This window comes from Flavobacterium sp. Root901, assembly GCF_001429765.1.
Lineage (GTDB): Bacteria > Bacteroidota > Bacteroidia > Flavobacteriales > Flavobacteriaceae > Flavobacterium.
In genome coordinates this window covers 38,464-54,745 of sequence record NZ_LMJB01000005.1, presented here as the reverse complement: position 1 = coordinate 54,745, position 16,282 = coordinate 38,464, and the positions used below count along the sequence as shown (strand labels likewise).

Below are 16,282 nucleotides of genomic sequence, written 5' to 3'. Positions count from 1 at the left end.
CTTAAATATAAATTTCTTTTCCCTGCTCAATAAATTCTTCTGATTTCTGCTGCATTCCTTTTTCTGCGGCGGCAACATCTCTAATTTCCTGAGAGATTTTCATCGAGCAGAATTTTGGCCCGCACATCGAACAGAAATGCGCCACTTTTGCACCATCAGCAGGAAGTGTTTCATCATGAAATTCCCTTGCTGTATCAGGATCTAATGCTAAATTGAACTGATCTTCCCAGCGGAATTCAAATCGGGCTTTACTTAAAGCATTATCGCGATATTGTGCTCCCGGATGACCTTTGGCCAAATCTGCAGCATGCGCTGAAATCTTATACGTTATTACCCCGTCTTTTACATCTTTTTTATTGGGTAAACCAAGATGTTCTTTTGGAGTAACATAACACAACATTGCACAGCCGTACCAGCCAATCATAGCCGCACCAATTGCAGAAGTGATATGATCGTAACCAGGTGCGATATCTGTCGTTAAAGGTCCTAAAGTATAAAATGGAGCTTCATGACAATGCTCTAATTGTTTGTCCATGTTTTCTTTAATCATGTGCATAGGTACGTGTCCAGGGCCTTCAATAAAAACCTGAACATCATGTTTCCATGTAATTTTGGTTAATTCACCTAAAGTTTCTAATTCGGCAAACTGAGCTGCATCATTTGCATCTGCAATCGATCCCGGACGCAAGCCATCTCCCAGTGAAAAGGCTACATCGTATTGTTTCATAATCTCGCAGATTTCTTCAAAATGTGTGTACAGAAAATTTTCTTTATGATGAAATAAACACCATTTTGCCATAATTGAACCGCCGCGCGAAACAATTCCTGTAACACGATTTGCAGTTAGATGAATATAACGAAGTAAAACTCCGGCGTGAATCGTAAAATACGAAACGCCTTGTTCTGCCTGTTCAATCAAAGTATCGCGGAAAATTTCCCAGGTTAAATCTTCGGCAATTCCTTTTACCTTTTCTAAAGCCTGATAAATCGGTACGGTGCCAATTGGAACGGGAGAATTACGAATAATCCATTCTCTGGTTTCGTGAATATTTTTTCCAGTAGACAAATCCATAATCGTGTCGGCACCCCAGCGACAAGCCCAAACGGCTTTTTCAACTTCTTCTTCAATACTTGACGTCACAGCGCTGTTTCCAATATTTGCATTTATTTTTACCAAAAAATTGCGCCCTACAATCATGGGCTCGCTTTCAGGATGGTTAATGTTGTTTGGAATAATAGCTCTTCCGCAGGCTACTTCAGAACGAACAAATTCTGGTGTAATTTTGCTTTTAGGTGTATTAGCACCAAAACTATTACCACCGTGCTGGCATTGCATGGCTGTGGTTTGTTGGTTTAAAAGTTCAATTCGCTGATTTTCGCGAATTGCGATATATTCCATTTCAGGAGTAATAATTCCTTGTTTGGCGTAATGTAATTGTGTTACGTTTGCACCTTTCTTAGCTCTTTTTGGCTGATGCAGATATTCAAATCGCAGATGATTAAGGCTTTCATCCCTTAATCGGCTTTGACCGTAATCGGATGTAATTTCACTTAAAATTTCAACATCGTTTCGATCCAGAATCCAGTTTTCGCGTAAGCGTGGGAGTCCTTTTCTAATGTTGATTTCAATATTTGGATCAGTATAGGGTCCGGAAGTGTCGTAAACTGTTACTGGCGGATTTTTTTCGATTCCGCCATTTGAAAGTTTAGTATCGCTGAGATGAATTTCCCGCATCGCAACTTTTATAGGATGTATTTCTCCATCTATATATACTTTTTTAGAATTTGGAAAGGGAGTTCTGGAGATTTGTTCTTCTGTAGTCATGATATTTTGTTTCGAGGTTGAAGTTTCAGGTTATTCGCAAAGTCTTCCGTTGAGCGCATCGCATTGCGTTTAACACACAGCACGAAATTGGAATTTGGATTTTTTTATTGGAATTTAATTTTAAAATTTAACCTCCTTGGGTAGCAGAAATAATTAAAATTTCGTCCGTTTCGTGTACTAAAAATTCGTTCCATTTAATTTTTGGAACAACGGTATTGTTGACAGCAACGGCGATTCCGTTTTGTTTGTGCGGAATTTCGAGATCGAGCAATGCTTGAATGCTTAGCAATTCAACATTGAAATGTTTGGTTTGTTGATTGATTTTTAGTTCCATTCCTTTAAAGTTTAGTGTATAGTTACACATTAGGAATGGCTGTAAAATACACGCAGGCGCGCGCATAGAAGTCATCTTACTTTTCCCTACGCTAGTATGAACTAGATCAGGTTCAGAGGGTAAAATCTCAGCCTGCATGTTGCAGACACCCCTAAAGTGTGAAGCAAATATAATGTTTTTTTCTAAAGTTTTCAGCCTCAGTTTTTAGTTTTCAATTTCTAACGTAATAATTTGCAGTTTAAAAACTGAAACCGTGACTTCGGCAAAACTATTTTTTTCTTGTAAAACAGTCTTCAATATGATCATTGACCATTCCGGTGGCCTGCATGTGAGCATAGATAACTGTTGAGCCTACAAATTTAAATCCTCGTTTTTTTAAGTCTTTGCTAATTGCATCTGAAATTGGCGTTGTAGCAGGAACATCTTTTAAAGTTTTTGGCTTATTATCAATGGGTTTTCCGTCAGTAAATTTCCAGATATAATTAGAAAAAGTTCCAAATTCTTCCTGAATTTTTATAAAAGCCTGAGCATTGGAAACAGCAGATTTAATCTTAAGTTTATTTCGGATAATTCCTGTGTTTTGAAGTAATTCTTCGATTTTATCTTCGGAATAATTGCTGATTTTTTTATAATCGAAATTGTCAAAAGCAGTTTTGAAATTTTCTCTTTTGTTTAAAATAGTAATCCAGCTTAAACCAGCCTGAAAGGTTTCGAGAATTAAAAATTCAAACAGAGTAGGGTCATCATAAACAGGCACACCCCATTCTTCATCATGATATTTTTTGTATAAATCGCTGGCCGAACACCAGCCACATCTTATTTTGTTCTCTTTTTCCATTATTTCCCAATCTTCCAATGATAACCTTTTACTCCCGGTATATAAGCCTTGCTGCCCATTATAATTAAATTAGTGTAGATTTTTCGATTGTATTTTATTCCGATAGCTTTTCCAGAAGTATACATTTTATCGGCCTCAAACTTAAATTTAATCTTTGAATCGGTAAATTTTGCATCCGAAATTCTTTCGATAAGCCAGGTTGATTTCCATTTTATTTCAATTTCATCTTCTGCTGTTTTCGTAATACTTTTTATCAGCTTAATTCCATCTGGAGGAATATTATGGTTTTCAACGAGTTCTTTATTTGTAAGGGTTTCACCGGTTTTACAATCTGCGAGAAATTTTTTGAAATAATTAATTCCGAGGAATTTCTCATTTCCCTCTTCTTTTTCAATTATACTGTCATTTTTAGTTTCTATATTTTCAGGAATAATCTCTGTCCTGGAAATTTTATTTACAATGGAATTTTTATACTTGGTTACGGTTTCAATAGTACTTTCTGAAATAGTTTCTATTTTGTTTGAAATTCCATCGGTTACTTCAATTAGCTTCTTTTTAGTATTGTTAATACAACTAAGAAGAAGACAGATTGCCAGTGCTGAAAAATATATTTTATAATTCCTCATTATTACAATTCTTCTTTGTCCGTATGAAGATCATCTTTTTCCAGATATTTTTTTATTAAATGATGCCCGGCATAAATAAGGGGAGTCAATAAAACCGCTACTGAAAGTTTAAAAATATAACCCGTAAGACCCGATGAAATATAAGTATCAAAATCAATTTTTCCGGGAAGGTAAAATGCAATTCCAAGAACTATAAAAGAATCAAATAATTGAGATATAACAGTTGATCCGGTTGTTCTAAGCCAAATCTTTTTTTCGCCGGTACGTCTTTTAAAAAACCAAAATATCCAGACATCTATTAATTGCGAAGCCATAAAAGCAATTAAACTTCCAACAATGATCCACATACTTTGCCCAAAAACAGCCTGAAACTGCTCATCATTTACCGGACTGATTCCTTTTGCTGCCGGAATAACAATTGCCATAAATAAGATCAGAAATGCATATGCAATTAAACAAGCGGTTATAAAAGAAAGTTTTTTGACGCCTTTTTCACCAAAATATTCATTGATTAAATCGGTTGTCAGAAAAACGATTGGCCACGGCAAAATTCCTATACTCATTACAAAAGGACCAATCTGAATTAATTTTCCTCCAATGAGTTCAGCCACAACGGCATTTGTTATAAATATTCCGGCTAGAATTACAAAAACAATTTCTTTTCTGGTTTTAAACATTTTATTTATAGTTATGATGTTTCAAATTTAAACTATTTCTTCAAATCATCGAAATGGATTAAGGAGTTCATTTGATGTTTGCTTCCGATTGGTTAATTTTGATATTCTTTCACTTTTGGAAACAGGTGAGAAGAAAACCTAATATAATTTATTATGAAAAAACAAGTTGATTTAAATAATCCGCTGCTTGAGGAGTGGGAAGGTCCTTATGGCGGAGTTCCGGATTTCACAAAATATAAAATATCTGATTTTAAACCTGCAATTGAGTTTGCTATTCAGGAAAAATTAGATGAAATTGAAGCAATTGCAAATAATATTGAAGAACCTTCTTTTGATAATACAATTACAGCTTTAGAACTTTCAGGTCAAAAACTCGATCGGATTCATGCTGTTTACGGAATTTATAGATCCAATTTAAGCAGTCCGGAATTTAATGCTGTTGATACAGAAATGTCTCCAAAACTGGCCGAAATTAGTGATAAGCTATATCAAAATGAGAAATTATTTTTAAGAATAGAAAAATTGTATAAATCTGATGAAAGCAAAAAATTAAGTAAAGAGCAGCAACGTTTACTTTGGCTTTATTATACTGATTTTGTCAGGGAAGGGGCAGAATTGAATGAAAAAGAAAAAAAAGAAGTTGCCAGGATCAATCAGGAATTGGCCGGACTTTTTACTCTTTTTAGTCAAAAATTATTGGCCGAAGAAAATGACAAATTTTTAGAATTACAATCTCAGGATGATTTAGATGGTCTGCCGGAAGAATTTAAAAATGCTGCAATTGCAGAAGCCAAAGAAAGAAATTTAGAAGCTTTAGCTTGTATTGGCAATACAAGATCGTCCATTGAGCCATTTTTGACCTTTTCCAATCGAAGAGATTTAAGAGAAAAAGCCTTTGACATTTTTGTAAAACGCGGTGATAACAAAAACGAAAATAATACGAATTCAACTCTCATTTCAATATTGCAATTGCGGGCTAAAAAGGCTCAAATATTAGGCTTTAAGAATTTTGCAGAATGGAGTTTGTCAAACAAAATGGCTAAAGATCCGCAGAAAACTTTAGACTTAATGGAATCTGTCTGGAAGCCGGCTGTTGAAAAAGTAAAAAATGATGTTTCGGCAATGCAGGAAATGATAAATCAGGAAGGCGGAAATTTTAAAATTGAACCTTGGGATTATCGTTATTATTCGGAGAAAGTCCGCAAAGCACAATACGATTTGGATCAAAATGAAATAAAACAATATCTTCAGTTAGAGAACTTACGCGAAGCCATGTTTTGGGCAGCCGGCGAATTATTTGATTTAGGATTCAAACAATTATTTGATGTTCCGGTTTATCATCCTGATGTTCGTGTTTGGGAAGTAAATAATAAAACTACAAAAGAACCAATAGGCTTATGGTATTTTGATCCTTATGCACGTGTTGGCAAACGTTCTGGCGCCTGGATGAATTCACATAGAGATCAGCAGAAAATAAATAGAAATATTCTTCCGATAGTGTCCAATAACTGCAATTTTATAAAAGGGAATGCTGATGATCCGGTGTTAATTTCCTGGGATGATGCCACAACATTGTTTCATGAATTTGGACACGCTTTACACGGATTATGTTCTAATGTTACATATCCAAGTTTATCAGGAACTTCAGTGGCAAGAGATTATGTCGAGTTCCCTTCGCAGCTTTTAGAGCATTGGCTGGCAACTCCGGAAGTGCTGAATAAGTTTGCTCTTCATTATAAAACAAATGAACCTTTGTCAGAGTCGTTAATGGAGAGAATTGGCAGAGCCGCTAATTTTAATGAAGGTTTTGCAACGGTAGAAACAATTTCCAGTTCTTTTGTCGATATGAAACTGCATTTAACAACTGAAACGATTCATCCTCATGAATTTGAAAAACAAGTTTTGAAAGAAATTAATATGCCTTCAGAAATTGTAATGCGTCATAGAATTCCTCAATTTGCCCATATATTTTCGAGTGACGGATATGCAGCGGGATATTATAGCTATTTGTGGGCCGATGTTATAAATGCCGATGCTTATGAAGCTTTTCTGGAAGGAAACGGACCTTATGATAAAAAAGTTGCCAAACGTTTATACGATACTGTTTTAAGCGTTGGTAATACTATTGATAACGAAGAGATGTATGAAAATTTTAGAGGAAGAGCACCGGAATCTTCTGCTTTAATGCGAGCAAGAAATTTTCCTGCTGCTTAAAATAAAAAAGCCCGAATAACTAAATATTCGGGCTTTTTATATTGAAAAAATAATATATTAACCTAAAGTAACTCTTTTGAAACCTGTAATTTCAACATTGAATCCTTTTACGTAATCACTTACTTTTTTACTGTCATCTTTGATGAAGTTTTGGTCTAATAAAGCTTTCTCCTGATCTAAACTAGTATTGTCAGAAATGAAACGCTGTACTTTTCCCGGAAGAATTTTATCCCAGATTTGCTCTGGTTTACCTTCAGCTTTTAATTCAGCTTTAGCATCTTCTTCAGCTTGTTTGATAACTTCAGGAGTTAATTGAGAGAAAGAAATATATTTAGGAACATTTTTTAAAGTTTTTCCTAAACGTTTTGCTTCTTCATTATCTTTTTCGATTACAGCAATACGAGCAGCAAGTTCAGATTCAACGAAAGCAGGATCAAAATCTTTGTAAGATAAAGTGTCAGCTCCCATAGAAGCAACTTGCATAGAGATATCTTTTGTTAAAGTCTCAGCGTTGTCAACTTTAGCAGAAATAGCTGTTAAAGCAGCAATTTTGTTAACGTGAACGTAAGATCCAACGAAAGCACCTTCTAAAATTTCGAAACCACCGATTTCGATTTTCTCACCGATAACACCAGTTTGCTCGATTAATTTCTCTGCAACTGTAATTCCATTGAAATCAGAAGCTAAAAATTCTTCTTTAGAAGAGAAGTTGATAGCTCTTTCAACTAAATCCTTAGCTAAAGTTACGAAAGCCTCATTTTTACCTACGAAATCAGTTTCACAGTTTAAAGTGATGATCGCTCCTTTAGTGTGGTCTGCGTTAACAAAAGAAACAGCAGCTCCTTCAGAAGACTCACGGTCAGAACGGTTAGCAGCAACTTTTTGTCCTTTTTCTCTAAGGATTTGTATAGCTTTATCGAAATCTCCTTCAGCTTCAACTAAAGCTTTTTTACAGTCCATCATTCCGGCACCTGTAGATTGTCTTAATTTATTTACGTCTGCAGCAGTAATTGTTGCCATAATATTTTGAATTTTAATGTTAAAAGTAAAAATTCCAATTTTCAAATCCCAAACTCCAATTTTATTAAATTATCAACATAACGTTTTTAATTTTTTTTTTTGGATTTTAGAATTTAAAATTTGGAATTTAAAATTTGATTTATTCTTCAGTTGCAGGAGCAGCTTCAGCTTCAGCAGCAGGAGCAGTTTCTTCAGCTACTTCAACTTCTTTTTCAGAACCTCTGTCAGAAAGACCTTCGATTACTGCAGTAGTCACTAAAGATAAAATTTTGTCAATTGATTTAGAAGCATCATCATTTGCAGGAATAACGTAATCAACCTCTCTCGGGTCAGAATTCGTATCAACCATTGCGAAAACTGGAATGTTTAATTTTTGTGCTTCTTTTATTGCGATGTGTTCAGCTTTGATATCTACTACGAACAATGCTGCAGGCAGTCTAGACATATCAGCGATTGAACCTAAGTTTTTCTCTAATTTAGCACGTAAACGATCAACTTGCAAACGCTCTTTTTTAGAAAGTGTGTTGAAAGTACCATCTTTCTTCATTTTATCGATAGAAGACATTTTTTTAACTGCCTTTCTGATAGTTACGAAGTTAGTTAGCATTCCACCTGGCCATCTTTCAGTGATGTAAGGCATGTTTGCAGCTTTTGCTTTATCAGCAACGATGTCTTTTGCTTGTTTTTTGGTAGCTACGAATAAGATTTTTCTACCTGATGCAGCGATTTTTTTCAAAGCTTCATTAGCTTCTTCAATTTTAGCTGCAGTTTTATATAGATTGATAATGTGAATACCATTACGCTCCATATAAATGTAAGGAGCCATGTTTGGATCCCATTTTCTAGTCATGTGTCCGAAGTGAACACCTGCTTCTAGTAATTCTTTTACTTCTATTTTGTTTGCCATTTTTGTACTAGTTTACGTTCTGTTGATTAGCAATGTATAAATGGCGATTTCTCAGGCTTTATACATTTAGATGCTAAACTATATCCTACCTCGATAGGAGAGCAACAATAACTGTGTTTTTTAATTTCAATAAATAATTGATAATGTCTTGTCCCATCTGAACAAGACAGGTAATATTAACGTTTAGAGAACTGGAATCTCTTACGAGCTTTCTTCTGACCGAATTTCTTACGTTCAACCATTCTTGGGTCTCTTGTTAATAAACCTTCTGGTTTAAGGATAGCTCTGTTTTCAGCGTTAACTTCACACATTACGCGTGCTAATGCCATTCTTACAGCTTCTGCCTGACCAGTTGTACCACCTCCGTAAACGTTTACTTTTACGTCAAAGTTACTAGCATTTTCTGTCATAGAAAGTGGTTGTAATACTTTGTATTGTAAAGTTGCAGTTGGAAAGTAAGTTGCGAATTCTTTTTTGTTTACAGTGATATTTCCTGTTCCTTCAGAAACGTATACACGTGCAACAGCGGTTTTTCTTCTACCGATTTTGTGAATAACTCCCATTACTTAAGATCATTTAGGTTAACAGTTCTAGGTTTTTGAGCTCCGTGAGTGTGCTCAGATCCTACAACAACATTTAGATTTCTAAAAAGTTCAGCACCTAATTTGTTTTTAGGTAACATACCTTTTACAGCTTTTTCTACTAATAATGCAGGGTTTTTAGCTTGCAGTACTTTAGCAGTTAAAGTTCTTTGTCCTCCTGGGTAACCTGTATGACGCATGTAAATTTTGTCATTCAATTTTGTACCTGTAAGGTTAATTTTTTCTGAGTTGATAACAATTACGTTATCTCCACAGTCAACGTGCGGTGTGTAACTTGGCTTGTACTTACCTCTTAAGATCATTGCAACCTTTGAAGCAAGACGTCCTAAGTTATGACCTTCAGCATCAACAACAATCCACTCTTTTGTTATAGTGGCTTTGTTAGCTGAAATTGTCTTGTAGCTTAATGCGTCCATAATATTATTTTAATTAAACATTCCATCCCCAATAAAGGGGATGCAAAAGTACAATTAATTATTTTAAAACCAAATACCTGAAAAGAATATTTTATATCCTGAAAATCAGGCTCTCAGTTTTTATTTTTAAAATAATAAAAAAACCACCTTCACAATAACGTGAAGGTGGTTTCATATTTATGATTATTTGTAACTAAACTATAAATAAATTGGCAATGTCTACTACCTGCTGAGTTGTAAGAGGCTCATCATAAGCCTCTGATCCTGCGGCTGCTCCAAATGCCGCAGCAGTATTGAATCCTGCCTGTACAGTCACACCTTCGCCATCATAAACGGCCTGAGTTGCTGCCGGCATTCCGGCACCTCTTTCAGCATTAGAGATCCATCCTTTTAAGCCTCGGAGTCTTCTTACTTCTGAAGCATGTCGGGCCTCAACTGAGTGGATTTGTAATGCTGCTGTCAATAAATCTGGTGTCGTTATTAAATTTGCTGCCTGACCTTTGTAAGCTCTAACGCCGGTATCTTCAAAGGCTTGTGCCAATGCTAAAAAGGTTGGATAGTCGTTAAACGGGTCAAATGCACCGCCAACTGTAAAGTCAAACGTTGGTTTTGGAACAAAGTTAGCGCTCATTGTTCCTCCAAGTCCTGCAATTAAGAATGAAACGTGGTCTGATTCGTGTGCCGATATTTGTTGAAAAACTTTTAAATCGCGTCCGCCATTTTCAGAAGCCGGAATTACGCCGGAGTCTAATGCCATGGCATAAAATTCATTTTCAAGATATTCTAAAGTCAATGCAAACTGTAAAGCTCCAATTGGTGTTGCCGGAGTTGGAGTTATGTCTTTTGCAAATGCTTTATTTGCTATAGCAGACAATCCGAAAGGAATTGAGGCCATTGCCAGATTTTTTCCGATATTCCCAAACTGTGTAAAACTGTCTCTTCTTGAACCAGTGCTTCTCATTAAGCTGTCATCAGTAAAGGTTTCTATAAATTTTAAAATATTCATAATTTCTAATTTTTAGCTGGTTAAGATTAAGGTAAATATTTGGCTGTGAATTTTGTTGTAATAAATCCGGCAGCAACTGGTAGGATTTTTGAAGGATCTTTTGCAGCATCCAGTCCTGTTGAAGTGCTCACAATATCATCACCTGCAAAATCTTTTGAATTAGGATTTATTAAGCTTCGAATTGCAGAAGCATGTCTGGCTTCTACAGAAACAATTTTCCCGGCCAATAATAAATAATCGGCACTTTTAATAAGTCGGCCTGCTCCATTATATGCGGCTACACCAGTATCTTCAAGTGCTTTTGCGGTAGCTAAAACTTCAGTACGGCTGTTAAAATTTAAAGACCCATAATTAAAGGCTAAAGAAGGAAGTAATTGACTACTTGGATCTGGAAGTGCTCCGGTTAAAGCAGCTTTAAAAAAATCTCTGTGAACTACTTCATGATGATATAAGTCTGTTAAGACCTGACGTTCTGTATCATTAAACACAGAATTAAAGCTTGAGGCATTTACAACTTTAGTATAAAAATCTGCTTCTAACTGCTCTAAAGCATACGCATAAGTTAGAACTCCAAAATCTCCTGACCCTAAGTCAAACACACCATTTCTGACTCCCGGAAGGGAATTGTCCTCCATCTCGTCATCATTATCGTTATCGCTGCACCCAGCTAAAACCAAACCTGCGGTAACTAATGTTAGTCCACTGAGCTTAAGAAAGCTCCTTCTGCTATCCAGGGAAGGGTTAACTTCCTGAATTTTAACTTCGTTTTTCATAATAGGCTTTTATTAAGTTAATAACATTGTATTAAGCTTATTAACGAAATTTTTAGATATCCGGTTTCAGAAAATTCTTCTTTTTTTAAATTTTTTCGAATAGATCATATAATTTGAAATAGTGGTAGGTGTTTTTTGTTTTATTTTCGGTAATTCTACTATATTTGTACTAATTACATAAACTTTTATTAAATGAAAGCTAAAGCAACTCTAAAACAAATTGCGAAGGAACTAGGTGTTTCTGTGTCAACTGTGTCTAAGGCACTTAATGACAGCCCGGAAATTAGTGAGCAGACGAAGGTGAAAATTAAGGAGTATGCCAAACTCAAAAATTATAAACCGAATGTTATTGGTCTGAACTTAAAGAACCGTAAAACAAAAACAATTGGTGTAATTATACCTAATATATTAAACTCTTTTTTCGCAAAGGTTTTTAGCGGAATCGAAAAAGTAGCCGATAAGAAAGGATATAATGTAATTACGTGTATTTCTAATGAATCTTTGGAGAAAGAAGTTCACACACTTGAAATGTTAAGCAACGGAACTATCGACGGATTTATTCTTTCTGTTTCTGAAGAAGCACAAAAACTTCAGGATTATAATCATTTTTCGGCTATTATTAATGACGGAACGCCAATTGTAATGTTTGACCGTATTGCTGATGAAGTAGAATGTGATAAAGTGGTGGTAGATGATTTTGATTCTGCTTTGAATTCTACACAGCATTTAATTGATTTGGGCTGTAAAAATATTGCTTTAATATCTTCTGTAGATAATTTAAGTGTTGGAAAACTAAGAGCCGACGGATATTTAAAAGCTTTAAAAGACAACAATATTCCGGTAAACGAAAAAATTATTCTTCGTACCGATTCTGAAGATGATATGAAAGCTAAAATCGATTCGATTTTTGATCATAAAATTGATGCCATTTTTGCTTTAGATGAAAATGATTCTGTTGCCGCTTTGAGAGTAAGTTTGAAAAAAGGATTTAAGGTTCCGGAAGATATTTCAATAATTGGTTTTGCCGATGGAATTTTAGCTTCAAGACGTTTATCTCCAAGTTTAACAACAGTAAGCCAGCACGGAATTGAAATTGGTGAAGTTGCTGCTAAAAAACTAATCGAAAGACTTGAAGAACCGGAAGGTGAAACTTCAGATTACGAAACAATCGTTATCAAGACAAAATTGAAAGAGCGCGAATCGACTCGAAAAAAATAATAAGAATAAAAAAATCCATTCAACTTGAATGGATTTTTTATAAGTTTTCCTGAATATAAGTAAACAAAAGGAACTGTTTTTTTGTTTCGTTTTAGAAGGAGGTTTAAAATTTGTGATTAAATCCTTTTTTAAAGAAAATCTAAAATTAGGATTAATGCGCTTCCAGCCAGTCTTTACCCAAGCCTAATTCCACTTCTAACGGAACCGTCATTTTAAAGGCATTTTCCATTTCGTGTTTAATCATCGGCTGAATTTTTTCGAGCTCATCATTGTGAACATCGAACACAAGCTCATCATGTACCTGAAGCAGCATTTTAGATTTCCAGTTTTCGTCCTGTAATTTTTTATGAATGTTGATCATCGCAATTTTAATCACATCGGCAGCACTTCCCTGAATAGGGGCGTTTACGGCATTTCGTTCTGCGGCACTTCTAACAACAGCGTTTGCAGAATTAATGTCTTTTAAATAACGACGGCGTCCTAAAATAGTCTGTACATATCCATTCTCACGTGCAAACTCGACTTGTTCATTAATATAAGAGCGTAATCTTGGATACGTTTTATAATATGCATCAATCAATGCCGCACTTTCGCTGCGGGATAATGAAGTCTGGTTACTTAATCCAAAAGCAGAAACACCATAGATAATTCCAAAGTTTACCGTTTTAGCATTGCTTCTTTGTTCGCGTGAAACTTCTTCCAGAGGAACATTAAATACTTTTGCAGCAGTCGCACGGTGAATATCTTCTCCATCCTGGAAAGCTTTGATCATATTTTCTTCACCGCTTAAAGCAGCGATAATTCTCAATTCGATTTGAGAGTAATCGGCAGAAATTAAAGTGTAATTTTCATCGCGGGCTACAAACGCTTTACGAATCTGACGTCCTCTTTCAGTACGAATCGGGATATTTTGTAAGTTGGGGTTGTTAGAACTCAAACGGCCTGTTGCGGCAACGGTCTGCATATAATCTGTGTGCACACGTAAAGTTGTTTTGTCAACCTGTTCCGGCAAAGCCAGAATATAAGTGCTTTGTAACTTCACCATTTGGCGCCAGTCCAAAATTTGTTTTACAATTGGGTTGTCATTAGCCAGATACGTCAAAACTTCCTCGCCGGTTGCGTATTGACCGGTTTTGGTTTTCTTTTGTTTTGCTCCGCCAATTTTCATTTTGTCAAATAAAATATCACCTAATTGCTTTGGTGATGCAAGATTAAAAGTCTCGCCTGCAGTTTCGTAGATTTGTTGTTCCAAAGATTTGATTTCAACTTCCATTTCTTTAGACATTTCTTTTAAGAAATCAACATCCAGACGAATTCCTTCTGTTTCCATTGCAGCCAAAACACTTACCAACGGAATTTCGATTTCATCAAACAGTTTTTTAGTTTCTGTTTTGTCTAATTCAGCAGTAAAAATTTCTTTTAACTGCAAAGTAACATCAGCATCTTCGGCAGCATATTCTTTAATATCTTCTAAAGGAACGTCACGCATATTAAGCTGATTTTTTCCTTTTTTACCAATTAAAGTTTCAATTGATTTTGGAGAATATTTTAAGTAAGTTTCTGCTAAAATATCCATATTGTGACGCATATCAGGATTAATCAAATAATGCGCAATCATGGTGTCAAAAAGTTTTCCTTTTACATTAACACCATAATTAGAAAGGATTTTTAAATCGTATTTTAAATTTTGTCCAATTTTCTCGATGTTTTCATTCTCAAAAAACGGAACAAATTTCTCAATTAAAGTTTTTGCTTCTTCCTGACTTTCCGGAAACGGAACATAAAATGCTTTTCCTTTTTCGTATGAAAAAGACATTCCGACAAGTTCGGCATGCAGAGCATCAATTCCGGTGGTTTCGGTGTCAAAACAAACTGACGTTTGTTTTTGTAAATTCTGCAAAAGCAATTTAATTCCTAAATCACCCTGAACTGTCTGATAAGAATGTTCAGTATTTTCTAAAGTATTATAAAAAGAAGTTCTTGGAGCATCTGAATCTTCGTCTCCGGAAGTACTTCCAAATAAATCAAACTGATCTTCGTTTTTAGGCTGTGGTTTCTTGTATAATTTAGGATCAGAAGCCGGAGCGTTATTTGCTAATTCATTTCCGCCTCCAACTTTAAATAAATTATCAAACTGTTCGGCCATTCTTCTAAATTCTAATTCCTGAAAAATAGCATCTGTTTTTTCAATATCCGGGCGGGAAAGTTCATAATCATCTTCATTAAAAACAACATCGCAGTCGCAGATAATTGTAGCCAGTTTTTTAGATAAAATACCTTTGTCTTTATTGGCTTCGATATTCTCTTTCATTTTTCCTTTTAGCAAATGTGTGTTTTCTAAAAGGTTTTCCATAGAACCAAATTCTTTCAGGAACTTTTTAGCTGTTACCTCGCCAACTCCGGGTAATCCGGGAATATTATCTACGGCATCGCCCATCATTCCAAGAAAATCGATAACCTGCTCAGGTCTTTCAACTTCAAACTTAGCCAAAACCTCAGGAATACCCCAGATTTCAATTCCGTTACCCATTCGGGCAGGTTTGTACATAAATATATTTTCAGAAACCAATTGCGCAAAATCCTTATCAGGCGTTACCATAAAAACCTTATAATTTTGTTTTTCGGCTTGTTTTGCAATTGTTCCAATTAAGTCATCCGCTTCACAACCCACCATTTCAATAATCGGAATGTGCATCGCTCTTAATAAATCTTGTATATAAGGAATTGCAATTTTAATCGCTTCGGGAGTAGCGTCACGATTGGCTTTGTATTCGGCAAACATTTCAGTTCTTACCTGACTCCCTTCTTTGTCAAAAGCAACGGCCAAATGATCTGGTTTTTCTCTTTTAATAACATCCAAAAGTGAGTTCATAAAACCCATAATTGCAGATGTATCCATTCCTTTTGAGTTGATTCTCGGGTTTTTTATAAAAGCATAATATCCACGAAAAATTAATGCATAGGCATCTAGAAGAAAAAGGCGTTTTTGAGTTGACATATAAAAAATATTAGTCTGTAAAAATAAACAATTGGGTTTTAAAAAACGATTCAGTTTTTGAAAATTAATTTTTTTTGAACCGATAGAGATGATATAAGTTCATTTTAGCAGAAATGCAAAGTTGTACGCCCTGGATTGTTTCTGATTATTCAATATTAAATGACTTCTATCAAATTATACAGTGGAAAAAAGGCAAAGCGTTAATATCAAGTTAAAATTTTTTATTCAGGGATTTCTTCATTTTCTCTTCATTTTACAGAGGTAATTTTGACTTGTAAAATAAAAGGTATTTAATTTAAATCTTGGAAATCATGAGAAATTTATTGATGTTATTAGTAGCCGTTTTAGGAACAAGTGCAATGGTTAATGCGTTTCCTGCAAAAGATGGTAAAACAGTTCCTGCAAAAGAAGTAAAAGCGACAAAACATCCAAAAGGCAAAGCTGATAAAAAAACAAAATCAGAAAAAAGCGAAGCTCCAAAAGCAGAAACAGCAAAAGTAAAAAAATAAACAAAGAGGTATTAAATAATTAGTTGGTTAATTTAAAAATTAAAAGTCATGAAAAATTTATTTATTGTATTAGCAGCAGTTTTAGGAACAAGTGTAATGGTAAGTGCTCAGACAACTCCAGCACAGACAGCGCCGGCAAAAGAAGTTAAAGCTTCAAAACACCATCATAAAGGAAACAAAAAAGCCAAAACTCAGGCTCCTAAAGAAGAAGCAAACATGAAAAAATAAGAATTGTTCTCGTTTTGTTTTCGAAGCATTGTAACGAAGGCAAAACAGGAATAATGATTATGATGAATGCGATTGAAGAAAGCTGATGAAG

General features: G+C 35.0%; 16 protein-coding genes and 1 riboswitch. Of the genes, 4 read left to right on the top strand and 12 right to left on the bottom strand.

Going from position 1 to position 16,282, the window contains the following annotated elements:
• Nucleotide 1: 1 nt before the first annotated feature.
• From thiC to ASE21_RS03925, 5 genes are all read right to left on the bottom strand, one after another.
• The gene (gene thiC / locus ASE21_RS03945) at nucleotides 2–1,825 is read right to left on the bottom strand and encodes a phosphomethylpyrimidine synthase ThiC (RefSeq protein WP_057121266.1); all 1,824 of its coding nucleotides are present in this window, start codon (nucleotides 1,823–1,825) and stop codon (nucleotides 2–4) included.
• Nucleotides 1,826–1,952: 127 nt separating this feature from the next.
• Nucleotides 1,953–2,159 carry a sulfur carrier protein ThiS gene (gene thiS, locus ASE21_RS03940; RefSeq protein ID WP_057122324.1) on the bottom strand — a complete coding sequence of 69 codons (207 nt, stop codon included), beginning with the start codon at nucleotides 2,157–2,159 and terminating at the stop codon, nucleotides 1,953–1,955.
• Nucleotides 2,160–2,225: 66 nt separating this feature from the next.
• Nucleotides 2,226–2,322, bottom strand: a riboswitch (TPP riboswitch).
• 105 nt (nucleotides 2,323–2,427) lie between these two features.
• Nucleotides 2,428–2,997 carry a DNA-3-methyladenine glycosylase I gene (locus tag ASE21_RS03935; protein WP_057121265.1) on the bottom strand — a complete coding sequence of 190 codons (570 nt, stop codon included), beginning with the start codon at nucleotides 2,995–2,997 and terminating at the stop codon, nucleotides 2,428–2,430.
• Nucleotides 2,997–3,623, bottom strand: a complete 627-nt coding sequence (locus ASE21_RS03930) for a hypothetical protein (RefSeq protein ID WP_057121264.1) — start codon at nucleotides 3,621–3,623, stop codon at nucleotides 2,997–2,999. Before ASE21_RS03930 ends, ASE21_RS03935 begins: the two co-directional genes overlap by 1 nt.
• A 2-nt stretch (nucleotides 3,624–3,625) precedes the next feature.
• Nucleotides 3,626–4,300, bottom strand: a complete 675-nt coding sequence (locus tag ASE21_RS03925; RefSeq protein ID WP_057121263.1) for a queuosine precursor transporter — start codon at nucleotides 4,298–4,300, stop codon at nucleotides 3,626–3,628.
• A 153-nt stretch (nucleotides 4,301–4,453) separates the two neighbouring features.
• Here ASE21_RS03925 and ASE21_RS03920 point away from each other — a divergent pair, with 153 nt between their 5' ends.
• Nucleotides 4,454–6,514, top strand: a complete 2,061-nt coding sequence (locus ASE21_RS03920) for a M3 family metallopeptidase (protein ID WP_057121262.1) — start codon at nucleotides 4,454–4,456, stop codon at nucleotides 6,512–6,514.
• Nucleotides 6,515–6,571: 57 nt separating this feature from the next.
• Here ASE21_RS03920 and tsf read toward each other — a convergent pair whose 3' ends face one another.
• From tsf to ASE21_RS03890, 6 genes are all read right to left on the bottom strand, one after another.
• Entirely contained in the window at nucleotides 6,572–7,534 is a 963-nt protein-coding gene (gene tsf / locus ASE21_RS03915) for a translation elongation factor Ts (RefSeq protein WP_057122323.1), read from the bottom strand.
• A 139-nt stretch (nucleotides 7,535–7,673) separates the two neighbouring features.
• Nucleotides 7,674–8,441: a 30S ribosomal protein S2 gene (gene rpsB / locus ASE21_RS03910; protein ID WP_057121261.1), complete on the bottom strand. Its 768-nt coding sequence runs from the start codon at nucleotides 8,439–8,441 to the stop codon at nucleotides 7,674–7,676.
• Nucleotides 8,442–8,617: 176 nt separating this feature from the next.
• The gene (gene rpsI / locus ASE21_RS03905; protein ID WP_008466792.1) at nucleotides 8,618–9,004 is read right to left on the bottom strand and encodes a 30S ribosomal protein S9; all 387 of its coding nucleotides are present in this window, start codon (nucleotides 9,002–9,004) and stop codon (nucleotides 8,618–8,620) included.
• Entirely contained in the window at nucleotides 9,004–9,459 is a 456-nt protein-coding gene (gene rplM / locus ASE21_RS03900) for a 50S ribosomal protein L13 (RefSeq protein WP_057121260.1), read from the bottom strand. Before rplM ends, rpsI begins: the two co-directional genes overlap by 1 nt.
• Before the next feature lie 193 nt (nucleotides 9,460–9,652).
• Entirely contained in the window at nucleotides 9,653–10,465 is an 813-nt protein-coding gene (locus ASE21_RS03895) for a ferritin-like domain-containing protein (protein ID WP_057121259.1), read from the bottom strand.
• Between the two features lie 26 nt (nucleotides 10,466–10,491).
• The gene (locus ASE21_RS03890; protein ID WP_057121258.1) at nucleotides 10,492–11,238 is read right to left on the bottom strand and encodes a ferritin-like domain-containing protein; all 747 of its coding nucleotides are present in this window, start codon (nucleotides 11,236–11,238) and stop codon (nucleotides 10,492–10,494) included.
• Nucleotides 11,239–11,430: 192 nt separating this feature from the next.
• Between ASE21_RS03890 and ASE21_RS03885 the strand changes: the two genes are divergently transcribed.
• Nucleotides 11,431–12,456, top strand: a complete 1,026-nt coding sequence (locus ASE21_RS03885; protein WP_057121257.1) for a LacI family DNA-binding transcriptional regulator — start codon at nucleotides 11,431–11,433, stop codon at nucleotides 12,454–12,456.
• Between the two features lie 151 nt (nucleotides 12,457–12,607).
• Here the strand turns inward: ASE21_RS03885 and polA are convergent, their stop codons facing one another.
• Complete coding sequence (polA, locus tag ASE21_RS03880; RefSeq protein WP_057121256.1) at nucleotides 12,608–15,454, bottom strand: DNA polymerase I; 2,847 nt, start codon at nucleotides 15,452–15,454, stop codon at nucleotides 12,608–12,610.
• Between the two features lie 311 nt (nucleotides 15,455–15,765).
• Here polA and ASE21_RS03875 point away from each other — a divergent pair, with 311 nt between their 5' ends.
• Entirely contained in the window at nucleotides 15,766–15,963 is a 198-nt protein-coding gene (locus ASE21_RS03875) for a hypothetical protein (RefSeq protein WP_057121255.1), read from the top strand.
• A 48-nt stretch (nucleotides 15,964–16,011) separates the two neighbouring features.
• Nucleotides 16,012–16,191, top strand: a complete 180-nt coding sequence (locus ASE21_RS03870) for a hypothetical protein (RefSeq protein WP_057121254.1) — start codon at nucleotides 16,012–16,014, stop codon at nucleotides 16,189–16,191.
• Nucleotides 16,192–16,282: the final 91 nt, after the last annotated feature.